Below are 12,335 nucleotides of genomic sequence, written 5' to 3'. Positions count from 1 at the left end.
AAAGCCCCTCACCCTAGCCCTCTCCCGGGGGGAGAGGGAACCGACCGCGGGGTTCTTCCGTTGTTCATCGACCTGAAATTCCGAGTCGAATAAAGAGTTTGAAAAGCATGACAATCTGCTCCCTTTCCCCCTCGCCCCCCTGGGGGAGAGGGAACCGACCGCGGGGTTCTTCCGTTGTTCATCGACCTGAAATTCCGAGTCGAATACAAAGCTTGAAAAGCATGAAAATCTGCTCCCTTTCCCCCTCGCCACCCTGGGGGAGAGGGAACCGACCGCGGGGTTCTTCCGTTATTCATCGACATGAAATTTCGAGTCGAATACAAAGCTTGAAAAGCATGAAAATCTGCTCCCTTTCCCCCTCGCCCCCCTGGGGGAGAGGGCTGGGGTGAGGGGGTAGCTCTTGATCTTCAGCGCAATCTGACAGGCCCATACATGACAACAACAAAGCTCTTCCTGGGTATTGACTGCGGCACCCAAGGCACCAAAGCGATCATCCTCGATGCCGACAGCGGTCAGGTGCTCGGTCTGGGCGCGGCGCCCCATACGATGATCAGCGGCGCCAATGGCCGCCGCGAACAAGACGTCCAGCAGTGGCTCGACGCTTTCGTCAGCGCCACTCGCCAGGCCTTGCAGGCGGCCAATGTCGACGGTCAGGCGATTCTCGGCGTCGGCGTCTCCGGGCAGCAACACGGTCTGGTTCTGCTCGACGAGCAAGGCGCAGTGCTGCGCCCGGCCAAGCTCTGGTGCGATACCGAAACCACGCCGGAAAACGACCGCTTGTTCGCGCAACTGGGCGGTGAGCAAGGTTCGCTGGAACGCCTCGGCGTGGTCATTGCGCCGGGCTACACGGTATCGAAACTGCTCTGGACCAAAGAGCAGCATCCCGAGGTGTTCTCACGCATCGCTCGGATCCTCCTGCCCCACGACTACCTCAACTACTGGCTTACCGGCCGCGCCTGCAGCGAATACGGCGACGCGTCCGGCACCGGTTATTTCAACGTGCGCACGCGTCAGTGGGATTTGCAGATCCTGCGCGACATCGACGCCAGCGGCTGTTTGCAAACCGCGCTGCCGGAGCTGATCGACGCGCACGCCGCCGTGGGCACCCTCCTGCCAGCGATTGCCGAGCAACTCGGCATCAACCCCAACGCAGTCGTTTCGAGCGGCGGTGGCGACAACATGATGGGCGCCATCGGCACCGGCAATATCCAGCCCGGCGCGATCACCATGAGCCTCGGATCGTCCGGCACGGTCTACGCCTTCTCCGACGCGCCGAAGGTCAGCGCCGATGCCTCGGTCGCCACCTTCTGCTCGTCCAGCGGCGGCTGGCTGCCGCTGATCTGCACCATGAACCTGACCAACGCCACCGGCGCGATTCGTGAATTGTTCAAGCTCGATCTGCCGACCTTCAATGAATTGGTCGCGCAGTCGCCGATCGGCGCCGAAGGCGTGAGCATGCTGCCGTTTCTCAACGGCGAACGCGTCCCCGCCCTGCCCCACGCCACCGGCAGCCTGCACGGGCTGACCATGGACAATCTGACCCAGGCCAATCTGTGCCGCGCCGCCGTCGAAGGCACCACCTTCGGTTTGCGCTACGGGCTGGATTTGCTCCGTCAGAATGGTTTACAAAGCCTGCGCATCTGCCTGATCGGCGGCGGCTCGAAGAGCGCGGTGTGGCGGCAGATCGTCGCCGACATCATGAACGCCCCGGTGATCTGCACCGAACAAAGCGAAGCCGCCGCACTGGGCGCAGCGATTCAGGCAGCGTGGTGCGCGTTGCGTTTGAACGGTGACGATGTCTCCCTGGCCGCTCTGTGCGAACGCTGCGTGAAACTCGACGCGCGCAGTGAAACCCTGCCGATTGCCGCCAATGTCGCGGCGTTCCAGCAGGCCTACGAACGCTATCAACAGCATGTCGCAACCCTATAACGAGCAAACAACTATGTACCTGGTGTGTGGCGAAGCCCTGTTTGATTTCTTCAGCGAAAACGATGCCAGCGGTCTGGCCTCGAAAGTCAATTTCAAAGCGATTGCCGGCGGCTCGCCGTTAAACGTCGCCGTCGGTTTGCGGCGTTTGGGCGTGGACTCGGCGTTGTTCGGCGGCCTGTCCACTGACTACCTCGGCCGCCGACTGCAGCAAGTGCTGCAGGACGAAGGCGTCCGCCCGGACTATCTGGTGGATTTCGCCGCGCCGACCACCCTGGCAATGGTCGCCGTGGGCGCCAACGGTTCGCCGCATTACAGCTTCCGTGGCGAGGGTTGTGCCGACCGGCAGTTGAGCGAGGCGCATCTGCCGACACTCAGCTACGAGGTTCGCGGCCTGCACATTGGCTCGTTTTCGCTGGTGGTGCAGCCGATTGGCGACACGCTGCTGAAACTGGTCCAGCGTGAAAGCGGCAAACGCCTGATCAGCCTCGATCCCAATGTGCGCCTCAATCCCGAGCCGAACATCGATCTATGGCGCGAGCGCATCGCCACGCTGGTGCGGCTGGCCGATCTGATCAAAGTCAGCGACGAAGACCTGAGCCTGCTCTATCCCGAGCAGGATCCGCAGCAGGTGATTGAAGGCTGGCTCGAACATCGCTGCCAGATCGTCTTCCTGACGCGCGGCGGCGACGGCGCAACGGTGTTCAGTCGCGCCCACGGCTCATGGTCGGTGCCGGCCAACCCGGTAACGATTGCCGATACCGTCGGCGCCGGTGATACCTTCCAGGCAGCGCTGATCACTTGGCTGACCGAGCACTCGCTGGACTCGGTCGCAGGCGTGCAGCAGCTCAGTCGCGAGCAAATTGACGGCATGCTCAGGTTCGCCGTGCAAGCCGCCGCGCTGACGTGTAGCAAAACCGGTCCGGATCTGCCCTATCGTCATCAATTGAGCTGAGCGCGTAGACTGTCGGCCTTTTTGCGCACGACGGAAAACAGCTTTTGAATCGCAGGCACATCTTCGCCCTCCTGACCCTAGCCACCCTGCTGAGCGGTTGCGGCACCTCGCCGCCCCGCTCGCCGGAAGACATCTGCGCAATCTTCCGCGAGAAAAGCGACTGGTACGACGCCGCACAAGTCACCCAGAAACGCTGGGGCGTGCCGATCCAGGTGCCCTTCGCGATCATGTACCAAGAGTCCGGCTATCGCTACGACGCCAAGACGCCTCGCAAATACCTGCTCTGGGTGATTCCTTGGGGCCGCGTCTCGACCGCGTCCGGCTACGCGCAAGCCAAGGACGAAGTCTGGGCCGACTACCAGAAAAGCACCGGTCGCAACTGGGCCGACCGCGAAGACTTCGACGACGCCATCGACTTCGTCGGCTGGTACATGGACAAGACCACCACGATCAACGGCGTGTACAAATACGACGCCTACAACCAGTACCTGAACTACCACGAAGGCTGGGGCGGCTTTCGCAACAAGACCTACGCGAGTAAAGCGTGGCTACTGCCGACCGCACGCAAGGTGCAGAACCGCTCGGATCTGTACGCGCAGCAGTATGCCGGGTGCAAGGAAGACCTCAATCGCGGGTTCTGGAGCCGGTTCTGGCATTGGTTGTAGGGTGATCCGAACGCCTCATCGCGAGCAGGCTCACTCCTACAAGAGATCTTCGGTGGACGCGGTAATCATGCCCGCCACCCATCCAATGCAGGAGTGAGCCTGCTCGCGATGGCGCCCGATCAGACACTAAAAATCCATTCGCTGCCCGGCTTCACTGGCCGAAACCGCCCTCCTAAGGGTTTTCCCTATGGCATCGCGGTCCCACGCCTACGCCATTTGCGCCTTGAATGAGGCCGTCTAATCCTGCAACATCCATCACCTGCTTATTCAACGGACGGAATTCAAGGCATGCTGGACGCCAACGCAACCCACATCACCCTCTCGATCGAAGACGCCAACGCCGACCTGCAAGTCCTCAGCTTCACCGGTCGCGAAGCCCTCAACGAACCGTTCCGTTTCGACCTCGAACTGGTCAGCGCCCGCCCCGATCTGAAGCTCGAAGAGCTGCTGCACAAGCGCGCCTGCCTGACGTTCGGCGCCACTGGCGAAGGCAAGATTCACGGCCAGGTCTATCGCATCGAGCAGGGCGACTCCGGCAAGACCCTGACCCGCTACAGCATCAGCCTGATGCCACAATTGGCCTATCTGCAGCACAACCATGATCAGCAGATCTTCCAGCAGCTGACGGTGCCGAAAATCATCGCTCAGGTGCTGGAAGATCGCGGCATTCTCTCCGACGCCTATAGCTTCCAGCTTGGCGCCGAGTACCCGGAACGCGATTATTGCGTGCAATACGACGAGTCCGACCTGCATTTCATCCAGCGTCTGTGCGAAGAGGAAGGCATTCACTTCCACTTCCAGCACAGCAGCAGCGGCCACAAACTGGTGTTCGGCGACGACCAGACCGTATTCCGCAAACTGAAACCGGTCAGCTACCAGCAGGACTCCGGCATGGCCGCCGAGAAGCCGGTGATCAAGCGCTTCAACCTGCGCCTGGAAACCCGCACTACCCGCGTCAGCCGCCGCGACTACGATTTCGAAAAACCCAAGTTGCTGCCGGAAGGCGCGGTCAAATCCGAATTCGCCCCGGATCTGGAAGACTACGATTACCCCGGCCGCTTCACGACTCGCGAGCGCGGCAAGTTCCTCTCGACCCGCGCCCTGGAGCGCCATCGCAGCGACTACAAACTCGCCGAAGGCAAAGGTGACGAACCGACCCTCACCAGCGGCCATTTCCTCACGCTCGCCGAACACCCGCGGGCCGAGTGGAACGACCTGTGGCTGCTGCTGGAAGTCTTTCACGAAGGCAAACAACCGCAAGTGCTCGGCGAAAACGTCACCAGCGACGTCACCGACAACAAAAGCGATTTCCACCAGGGCTACCGCAACAGCTTCCTTGCCACCCCGTGGGACGCGCACTACCGCCCTGCCCTCGAACACCCGAAACCGAAAGTCCTCGGCAGCCAGACCGCCGTCGTCACCGGTCCGCCCGGTGAAGAAATCCACTGCGATCAGTACGGCCGCATCAAAGTGCAATTCCACTGGGACCGCGACGGCCAGTCCGACGACAAAACCACCTGCTGGATGCGCGTCGCCAGCGGCTGGGCAGGCAGCGCCTACGGCGGCATCGCCATCCCGCGCATCGGCATGGAAGTGCTCGTCACCTTCCTCGAAGGCGACCCCGACCAGCCCCTCGTCACCGGCTGCCTGTACCACAAGGAAAACGTCGTCCCCTACGACCTGCCGGCCAACAAGACCCGCAGCACCTTCAAAACCCTCAGCTCCCCGGGCGGCAAGGGCTATAACGAATTCCGCATCGAAGACAAGAAAGGCGCCGAACAGATCTACATCCACGCCCAGCGCGACTGGGACGAAAACATCGAACACGACCAGAAAATCCGCGTCGGCAACGAACGGCATGACACCGTAGAAGCCAATGTGTTGAGTGAATTCAAGGTTGAAGAGCACCGGATTACCCATCTGGATCGCATCAGTGAGATGCGCGCGGATGATCACCTGACGGTCGGTGTGACGCAGCATGTGAAGGTTGGGACTGGGCAGTTTGTTGAGGCCGGGACCGAGATTCACTATCACGCTGGTGAGAAGGTTGTGGTTGAAGGCGGCATGGAGCTCACGGCTAAAGCTGGCGGGAGTTTTGTGAAGGTTGATGCCGGTGGTGTGACGATTAGTGGGGCTGAGGTGAAGGTGAATACCGGTGGTGCGCCTGGATCAGGTACAGGTATTCAGATACTTGCACCATTCATTCCGGGCCTCGCAGCCGTTGATAACGCCGGACGCCTGATGCAAACCCGCGCTAACCAGATGATGCAGGCGGAGTCCCTCGCCGTGACGCCGAAACTCAAAGCACCTACCGGCATCTGCGTTGAATGCCTGAAAAAAGCCATGCGCGAAAAGCTCGCCCTGCAATCGGGGGCCAATTGATGACAAAGAGTGACGCAGCGAAAGCCTGGAGCGAAGCGCAAAAGAACGCTCAGGCGATATTCGCGATCGTTGAAACCGGCTTGTTGCCGGAATCCGCTCGATTGCAGTTCATTAGAGCTGAGCCGTCGCGACGGCCGCTGATGGTGCAACCGGAATTCTCCGAACTGCGCAACTACGGTCCTTGGCTGGTCGACGTTAGCCACATGGAATTCGAGGCCTTTCTCGCTCACGAACACTTCACCGGCTGCACCGCGATGGCCAGTTGGATTCGTACCGACTGCCCAGCCGACAAGCTCGCTGCTCACCTGAGTGATGCGTTGCTGGCAAAAAATGAAGCTGGCGAAGTCCTGATGATTCGTAGCTACGCGCCAGAAGTGGTGCCGATGCTGCACGCACGCGATGATCTGTCTTGGCATGCGTGGCTGTTTGGCCCACTGCAGGAATGGTGGGTGCCAGCAGAGGAAGATCAATGGCAGTGTCTGAAGGGGCTCAACCTCGAAAAGCCCGGAAGATACGAGCCTATTTTCCTCGACGGAAAGCTTTGGACGGACATGGAGATCGATCCTCTGCCCTACAGCCTCACCACTGAACTGGAAAAAGAAGCGCCTGAAGTGTTTGCCAGCACCTGCCACGGTGCACGGTTGAAGCAAGTGAAAGAAGCGCTGGACGCTGGCCGCAGTGAAGGTTTAACAGACGCGGAAGACGTCACTCTCTTTGCCAGCCTGCAATTGATGGACCGCGAATTTCCGGCGAACTGGCCAATGTGGGAAAAGGCGAAAGAACGGGCAATTGGAGAGAAGTTGCCGCTTGGTGTGGTGATGCGAGAGTTGTCGGAGTGAGTGTCGAGATGAGCATGTTGATCAGCACTTTCTGTCTCATTTTTCTGGATATTCAAGATGCACTGCTGGATAAGGGATTTACGTAAATGACCGTGGCTATGAATACTAAACGGCAAAAAATATGGCGTCGCCGCAACCTTGTCATTGGGGTATTCGTTTTACTGCTGCCTTTCATTGGATCGTATCTTTATAACCAGTTTCGTACGCCGGGTGCGATGTTGACATCTGCGAACTATATGGATCGGCCTATTCTAAGCTTTTGGATAAACGATTTCTGGGGCGGAAATCTCGCCGCAATGGGAGGCGGCGGCACTATGTGCTGCAAAAAAATTCAAGGGCCTACTGTAAAAGTAACTTGGATTCTTAGCCGAACTGGAGAGCAACTCCGTCAAGGGGTAAAAAAAGAAACTCATGAAAGAATTCTTCCCTTACCTGAACGTCAGAGGACAGATGAGTTTCTTCACGTACGATTCCTTCCTGGAAATATCGTAGAACTGAAATGGAGTCCTGACCTCGTTAGCCCATTCGAAAAATTCCATAGATCTTCAACCAGTCCGCAGCAAGGAAGCCTGAAATGAGCGGAAACTCTAATCTAGATCGTGCTCAGACGGTCAGTACAAAAGCTTGCGCAGTTACTGACGGGCAGAAAAAATCAGTTTTGCCCTGCGAGTCCACGCTACACATCTCATTTTTTTTTGATGGGTTCGGTCGAAATTCGGTCAAAGATATTCAGGAAGGTAACCTAAGCAATGTGGCCCGCCTGTTTTTCGCACATCCGGATGACACTGGCCAAGACAGAATTCAAACAAATGTGGATCGCCGCAGATTCTACATATCCGGTCTAGGGTCTGACTTCGATGCGTCACTCGGCGGCGGCGCTCCTACCAGCGGGGCTGGCATTGATGGCGCGTTGAGCCGAGCCAAAGACAGTGCTTTGAAATCCCCCGAAGACACTTTCAGTAAGAGCCCACTTGATGCAGCAAAAGATATTCTCACGGGTAAAAAATGGTGGGAATCTTTGTTAAACAACCTGAAGGTTGGCAATGTCATCTCCGGAGCTATTAAAGCCGCAGCGCCGGCGGGGCTAGATCTTTTCGGAATAACTCGAGACAACGAATATACCGCTACTTTTTTCAAAACAGGCGTTGATACGCGACTTGAGGCAGCATTTAAAGTCGTAGAAAAGACACTCGCTGATGCAAAAGAAAAAAGTGGTGCGCCTGTAAAGCGTATTTCCATCTCTGTTTTTGGATATGACTTCGGGGCGAGTCTTGCTCGAGCATTCACCCATAAACTGTTCGAAGAGTGTGATCCCGCAACAAATGTTTTTAAAGGCGCCCAACTCGAAGTGAATTTCGCCGGATTGTTTGACGCGGTGGATCGAAGCGGCGACAGCTCTATTTTACTGGAATATTTCATCCCGTTTGTGAACATTGTGGATGACGGCGAGTGCCTCGCTGGGCCCGTTAAATCTGCGCTTCATCTCGTTGCCGCCCATGAGTGCCAGGATTCTCGTCGCTCCAGGCTGATCGGCACTGGTCCGTCCACTCCTAAATGGGAGGAACGATTAGTACCAGGGACGAGCTACGACGTGGGAGGCGGTTTGAAAAAAACCGACGTCGCTCATAGCACTGAGCTTCAACTAGCAAGTTTGCATGAAATGTATCAAGCTGCCCGAAAGGCAGGAGTTCCCTTTCCTACACTTGACGAATTGCATGAGAGCCAGCCAGATATCGCCGAGTATTTCATACTGAACGATCATATCAACGGGGCAAGTGCGATCGGCGCGAGCAAAGATTACATGAGTAAAGCGGGTAATAAAAAAGTATCTGCTGAAAGCTTCCTAGCCCATCGTCGATTGTATATCCAACGTTTGCGTGGTTTATGGGAGTTGTATCGTGGGCAGCATCAAGCATATGACGACCAAGAAGAGCGCCTGCAACGTCCTATTTTTAGCAAACAAGGCTCAATCGCGCGAGCGCTAGGGATGAGCAGCGAAAGCGCCGCTCAAACAGCAAAACGCGACCAGGCTCTCAAGCAAACTCAGCAAGGCAAGGCTGCCCTCCGCGCCGAGCTAAGTTGGCTTGAGGACGTAGACCGCGAAGCCTGGAGGTTGAAAACCAGCTTTCCCTCTGCCCCCGTAAAAGCGCTGTTGGACGAGTGGTTTGCTCCAGTTCCCAAAGGCCTTAGTTTCGACGTTGAAGATCTACTCGAATTTTACGTAAACGATCAATACATGATCCAACAGATACCTCGGGGCACAGGTATTCCGATACCTAAATACTTTCGCGTTCGAGAGTTCGACATGCCGAGCCTGAATAAAACCAAAGGGATGGCCCCCGACTATCTGGAACAGATGATGCGGAAACCTTCAGCATAGGCTCCCGGTGCATCAACCTAAACTCAGGAAGATTCATTTCAGTCTCAAAGACTCAATATTGCTTTTCTAGTTTGGATTTCATGCGCTTGATAGATATTGCTGCGGATGCACGTCGAAAACGAACATGGCGAAGAAGGCGAATAGCCCTGGCTGTACTGGTTTTGCTGCTTAGCTACGCCACCCCAAAAATCATTGATCTATTTCGTACGCCCGGCGCCATGCTGACATCAGAAAATTACACAGATCGGCCAATATTCAGCTTTTGGATAAATGACTTTTGGGGCGGCAATCTGTTCGCAATGGGCGGCGGTGGAATAATGTGCTGCTCCAAATTTGAGGGAGACACAGCTAAAGTTACCTGGATATTGGACATGACCCAACAGCAGCAAATACAGGGCTCGGTAGAAGAGCGCCATGAAATTCAGCTTTCGCTTCCCCAGCGCGGCCCGCACGATCAGTACCTGCATGTGCGCTTTGATCCGGGTAATAAAGTACGGCTCGGATGGAGTCCTGATTTGTTTAGCCCATTTGAATCCCGACCAGCCAAAGCTGTTTCGGAAAGCAGTCAGGCGCAGTAAGGATATGCGATTCAGTCAGACGCCCATGTCCAGTCGCTCGAAGATATTGATCTGCGCGACAGTGCTGCTGGCCGCTTTTGTGACATCTCTAATACATGACCGTGTTCGTACGCCCGGGGCTGCCCTTACATCCCACAACTACACTGATCGTCCCATCGGCAGCTATTGGGTAAATGGTCACTGGGGCGGTAACGGAGGCGTGACCTGCTGTTGGAGCATCGATGGCAACACCGCTAAAGTTGTGTGGATTCTGAGCATGTCTAAAGCTCAAGAGGATCAGGGGATGAAGATCGAAAGACACGAAGTGCAAGTGCACTTGCCTTCACGCAACCGTGGCGATGACACGTTGCATGTCTATTTTCTACCGAACAATCGTATCGAGTTGATGTGGGCATCGACGGTGCTGGATCCGCGTCATCACTCAACGGAATCCTTGCCACGCTGAAACACGGGTCGTTTCTCACTCCGTCCCGTGGTTGCGTCCTTTCAATTCCTCATCAAACCGGCGCCTTCCAACTCAACATCTGCTGCTGCGCCACCTGCAGCAAATCATTGCCATCCTGCGTCAGCAGGTAAAGTGCATGGGTGAGGTGTGGAATGTCCTGCACCTCGGCGTGCTTGAAGCATAGGCAATGCAAGGTTTCGAGCAGATCGGCAGAGGCGCGGATGCGTTGAACGGCAGCTTCGAGGATGTCTTTCGGGTTCGCTTGGGTGTCGAGAGCAGCGTCGGGGTTTCGGTGACGTTGGTGCTGGGGGGAGATAGCGGCTTTGTAGCGGCTTAATTATTGGCATTTTGATTACTCAACTGTATTAGAAGGTAACCGCCATAGCCGTGACCAAACGTTGGGAGGCGGCCGTGTACAGGCTTGGTCAACCGAGAACAGTTCAAAACTCAGCTCGCCCGAAGGCGTCCTGCACACAGCCGCGACAGCAGTGCACTTCGCGGACCAGAAATTCGCGCAGGGCAAATGATGGCACATATGCAACGAACTTTTCTCAGGTGACCCAACCCGAACCACTGATTTTGCAGCGGCACCGGACAATAACCCTCCCCTCCACCTGCCGAAAGCAGACTAGCTTTTGTAGGAATTCGCCGAACCTTCTAAAGAAAACCACCGCAATCCCTAACAGCCGGCGTTCAGCTCGGTTAACCATCCTTATCGCCGTATTCAAAATACTCTACTGAACCGCACGCCCTCAGCCATTCTGGCTGGCCCCCAGTGCGGCAGGTTCGAGTGAATCACGCCGAATTCTAGAACCGCCACACGGGAGTCCTCTCATGAACATTCGCGCTTTATCGCTCAGCGTCGCCCTCGCCTGCATCGCATTTGCCGGGCTGGCACAGGCCAATGACACCTCTGCTACATCCAAGGTGGTGTCGTTGACTGAGCCACCAACGCAATTGTGCAAAGTGGTTACGGCCGATATGAAGTACATCGACAAAGCCGGTAATCCCGAGGAAATCAGCTACCGGAAATTGTCTGACGCGTGCAAATTCCAGAACTGACAGAAACGTCTGATTTGCGGGTTTGCGGTAGGCGTGCGGTGGTTTCGGCGGGTATGCTCGGGGCCTTCCCTACTGCCGCAAGGACTGGCCATGCAGTTGTCGTTTCGCACGCTGTCGAGCTTCACTTCCATCCTGTGTTTTCTGCTGGCGCTGGTCTGGGGGTTTTTTCCGGAGGTGTTGCTGGCGATCTGGAGCATCGGGTATTCGGAGGGCACCGGCGTAGTCGCTCGGCGCAGTGCGGTGCTGTTTGCGGCGTTGGGGGTGATGTTTTATTTGCTGCGTAATGCTCCGCCGTCAGCGGCACGCAGTGCACTGAGCAATGGTTTTATCGTCGGCTGTTTCGGTTTGTCGGCGCTGGGTTTTGGCGAGTGGCTCAACGGCCATGCCGGCCCCGGGATTTTGCTCGCGGTGCTGGTCGAGTTCGCGCTGGGCCTTGGTTTTGTGCAGGCCCGGCGCGTGACGGTCGAACTGGGTGAAACGGTGGGTTAAACGGCTCGAGAACGAGCGCTGGTTTGATGTGTCGCGGTTTGCTGTGCGAGATCGGAACGCAGGCCAGCGACCAGGTTGTTGATTTCACGGCAGCTGTTCAGGCGGCTGGCGTCGATTCCGCTGACGTAAAGATCGGCTTGGTCAGTTCGATGATCGCCAAACACTTTGACGGACATCGACAAATCGGGTGACAGCGTGCACTGGCAGCGTTTCGGCAGGAAGCTGCTTTCAATGATATTGCGTAATTCCAAGGCAGATAAAAACATGGCGAACCCTCTCCTTTCTGTACGATTGCCAATCAAGTATTCACGCTGACCCTTTGCTGCGCCTTCACGGGTGTGCCCCCGCTGTTTCCCTGGTGCGGCAAGTGGTGGTACTGCGAAATGCCTATTGGAGTGTAGGCGCCCAAATCCTGTGCGCCGCACTTGAATAACGCATAAAACGTGCCTTTGGTCGGCCTGTTTCGCCTCTAGCTAAATCAAGCACTTGGAAGCGTCGCCAGCATTTTGCTATTTGCAAAATGCATGAATCGACCACCCATCCCCTGCAATATGCAATCCCGGGTGAATTTGCTTTCGAAGACCATGGCGGCAAGAATGTCTTCCATTCCAATT

Annotated in this window: 13 protein-coding genes and 1 pseudogene; 11 read left to right on the top strand and 3 right to left on the bottom strand. The window is 56.5% G+C overall.

Annotated elements, in window-relative coordinates; genetic code table 11:
* The first annotated feature begins 432 nt into the window (after positions 1–432).
* The 9 genes from xylB (at position 433) to QRN33_RS04060 (ending at position 10,170) form a co-directional block, all read left to right on the top strand.
* Positions 433–1,929 (top strand): xylulokinase, encoded by a 1,497-nt coding sequence (xylB, locus tag QRN33_RS04100; protein ID WP_285407274.1) that lies wholly within the window; start codon positions 433–435, stop codon positions 1,927–1,929.
* 13 nt (positions 1,930–1,942) lie between these two features.
* Positions 1,943–2,881, top strand: coding sequence for a carbohydrate kinase family protein (locus QRN33_RS04095; protein ID WP_285407272.1), 939 nt, complete (start codon positions 1,943–1,945; stop codon positions 2,879–2,881).
* 44 nt (positions 2,882–2,925) lie between these two features.
* Positions 2,926–3,546, top strand: a complete 621-nt coding sequence (locus QRN33_RS04090; RefSeq protein WP_285407269.1) for a transglycosylase SLT domain-containing protein — start codon at positions 2,926–2,928, stop codon at positions 3,544–3,546.
* Positions 3,547–3,834: 288 nt separating this feature from the next.
* Complete coding sequence (locus QRN33_RS04085) at positions 3,835–5,928, top strand: type VI secretion system Vgr family protein (protein ID WP_285407267.1); 2,094 nt, start codon at positions 3,835–3,837, stop codon at positions 5,926–5,928.
* A complete protein-coding gene (locus tag QRN33_RS04080; protein WP_285407265.1) occupies positions 5,928–6,767 on the top strand; it encodes a DUF4123 domain-containing protein in 840 nt (279 codons plus the stop codon). Before QRN33_RS04085 ends, QRN33_RS04080 begins: the two co-directional genes overlap by 1 nt.
* 86 nt (positions 6,768–6,853) lie before the next feature.
* Positions 6,854–7,345 (top strand): DUF3304 domain-containing protein, encoded by a 492-nt coding sequence (locus QRN33_RS04075; RefSeq protein ID WP_240999301.1) that lies wholly within the window; start codon positions 6,854–6,856, stop codon positions 7,343–7,345.
* Positions 7,342–9,147: a phospholipase effector Tle1 domain-containing protein gene (locus tag QRN33_RS04070; RefSeq protein ID WP_285407261.1), complete on the top strand. Its 1,806-nt coding sequence runs from the start codon at positions 7,342–7,344 to the stop codon at positions 9,145–9,147. The genes QRN33_RS04075 and QRN33_RS04070 overlap by 4 nt, the downstream gene beginning before the upstream one ends.
* Before the next feature lie 80 nt (positions 9,148–9,227).
* Positions 9,228–9,725: a DUF3304 domain-containing protein gene (locus QRN33_RS04065; RefSeq protein ID WP_285407259.1), complete on the top strand. Its 498-nt coding sequence runs from the start codon at positions 9,228–9,230 to the stop codon at positions 9,723–9,725.
* Entirely contained in the window at positions 9,613–10,170 is a 558-nt protein-coding gene (locus tag QRN33_RS04060; protein WP_350310275.1) for a DUF3304 domain-containing protein, read from the top strand. The genes QRN33_RS04065 and QRN33_RS04060 overlap by 113 nt, the downstream gene beginning before the upstream one ends.
* Positions 10,171–10,222: 52 nt before the next feature.
* On the opposite strand, the pseudogene QRN33_RS04055 reads toward QRN33_RS04060, so the two are convergent.
* Positions 10,223–10,517: pseudogene (locus QRN33_RS04055) on the bottom strand (hypothetical protein).
* Between the two features lie 487 nt (positions 10,518–11,004).
* Between QRN33_RS04055 and QRN33_RS04050 the strand changes: the two are divergent.
* Together QRN33_RS04050 and QRN33_RS04045 are read left to right on the top strand one after the other, a co-directional pair.
* Positions 11,005–11,232 carry a DUF2790 domain-containing protein gene (locus QRN33_RS04050; protein WP_285407255.1) on the top strand — a complete coding sequence of 76 codons (228 nt, stop codon included), beginning with the start codon at positions 11,005–11,007 and terminating at the stop codon, positions 11,230–11,232.
* 90 nt (positions 11,233–11,322) lie between these two features.
* Positions 11,323–11,721, top strand: coding sequence for a hypothetical protein (locus tag QRN33_RS04045; protein ID WP_123419490.1), 399 nt, complete (start codon positions 11,323–11,325; stop codon positions 11,719–11,721).
* Here QRN33_RS04045 and QRN33_RS04040 read toward each other — a convergent pair.
* Positions 11,718–11,987 (bottom strand): DUF1652 domain-containing protein, encoded by a 270-nt coding sequence (locus QRN33_RS04040; protein WP_042606881.1) that lies wholly within the window; start codon positions 11,985–11,987, stop codon positions 11,718–11,720. The two genes, QRN33_RS04045 and QRN33_RS04040, sit on opposite strands and share 4 nt — an antisense overlap.
* A gap of 212 nt (positions 11,988–12,199) precedes the next feature.
* Positions 12,200–12,328 carry a hypothetical protein gene (locus tag QRN33_RS04035; RefSeq protein WP_268893401.1) on the bottom strand — a complete coding sequence of 43 codons (129 nt, stop codon included), beginning with the start codon at positions 12,326–12,328 and terminating at the stop codon, positions 12,200–12,202.
* Positions 12,329–12,335: the final 7 nt, after the last annotated feature.

It is taken from the genome of Pseudomonas sp. FR229a, assembly GCF_030209115.1.
In the GTDB taxonomy this organism is placed as follows: Bacteria; Pseudomonadota; Gammaproteobacteria; order Pseudomonadales; family Pseudomonadaceae; genus Aquipseudomonas; species Aquipseudomonas moraviensis_A.
Note: the sequence above shows the minus strand (reverse complement) of the source record. Positions and strands in the feature narration are given on the sequence as shown.

Coding starts and splice junctions, on each gene's coding strand:
- xylB (WP_285407274.1), top strand. CDS start 433: ATGACAACAACAAAGCTCTTCCTGGGTATTGACTGCGGCACCCAAGGC.
- QRN33_RS04095 (WP_285407272.1), top strand. CDS start 1,943: ATGTACCTGGTGTGTGGCGAAGCCCTGTTTGATTTCTTCAGCGAAAAC.
- QRN33_RS04085 (WP_285407267.1), top strand. CDS start 3,835: ATGCTGGACGCCAACGCAACCCACATCACCCTCTCGATCGAAGACGCC.
- QRN33_RS04080 (WP_285407265.1), top strand. CDS start 5,928: ATGACAAAGAGTGACGCAGCGAAAGCCTGGAGCGAAGCGCAAAAGAAC.
- QRN33_RS04075 (WP_240999301.1), top strand. CDS start 6,854: ATGACCGTGGCTATGAATACTAAACGGCAAAAAATATGGCGTCGCCGC.
- QRN33_RS04070 (WP_285407261.1), top strand. CDS start 7,342: ATGAGCGGAAACTCTAATCTAGATCGTGCTCAGACGGTCAGTACAAAA.
- QRN33_RS04065 (WP_285407259.1), top strand. CDS start 9,228: ATGCGCTTGATAGATATTGCTGCGGATGCACGTCGAAAACGAACATGG.
- QRN33_RS04060 (WP_350310275.1), top strand. CDS start 9,613: ATGTGCGCTTTGATCCGGGTAATAAAGTACGGCTCGGATGGAGTCCTG.
- QRN33_RS04050 (WP_285407255.1), top strand. CDS start 11,005: ATGAACATTCGCGCTTTATCGCTCAGCGTCGCCCTCGCCTGCATCGCA.
- QRN33_RS04045 (WP_123419490.1), top strand. CDS start 11,323: ATGCAGTTGTCGTTTCGCACGCTGTCGAGCTTCACTTCCATCCTGTGT.
- QRN33_RS04040 (WP_042606881.1), bottom strand. CDS start 11,987: ATGTTTTTATCTGCCTTGGAATTACGCAATATCATTGAAAGCAGCTTC.
- QRN33_RS04035 (WP_268893401.1), bottom strand. CDS start 12,328: ATGGAAGACATTCTTGCCGCCATGGTCTTCGAAAGCAAATTCACCCGG.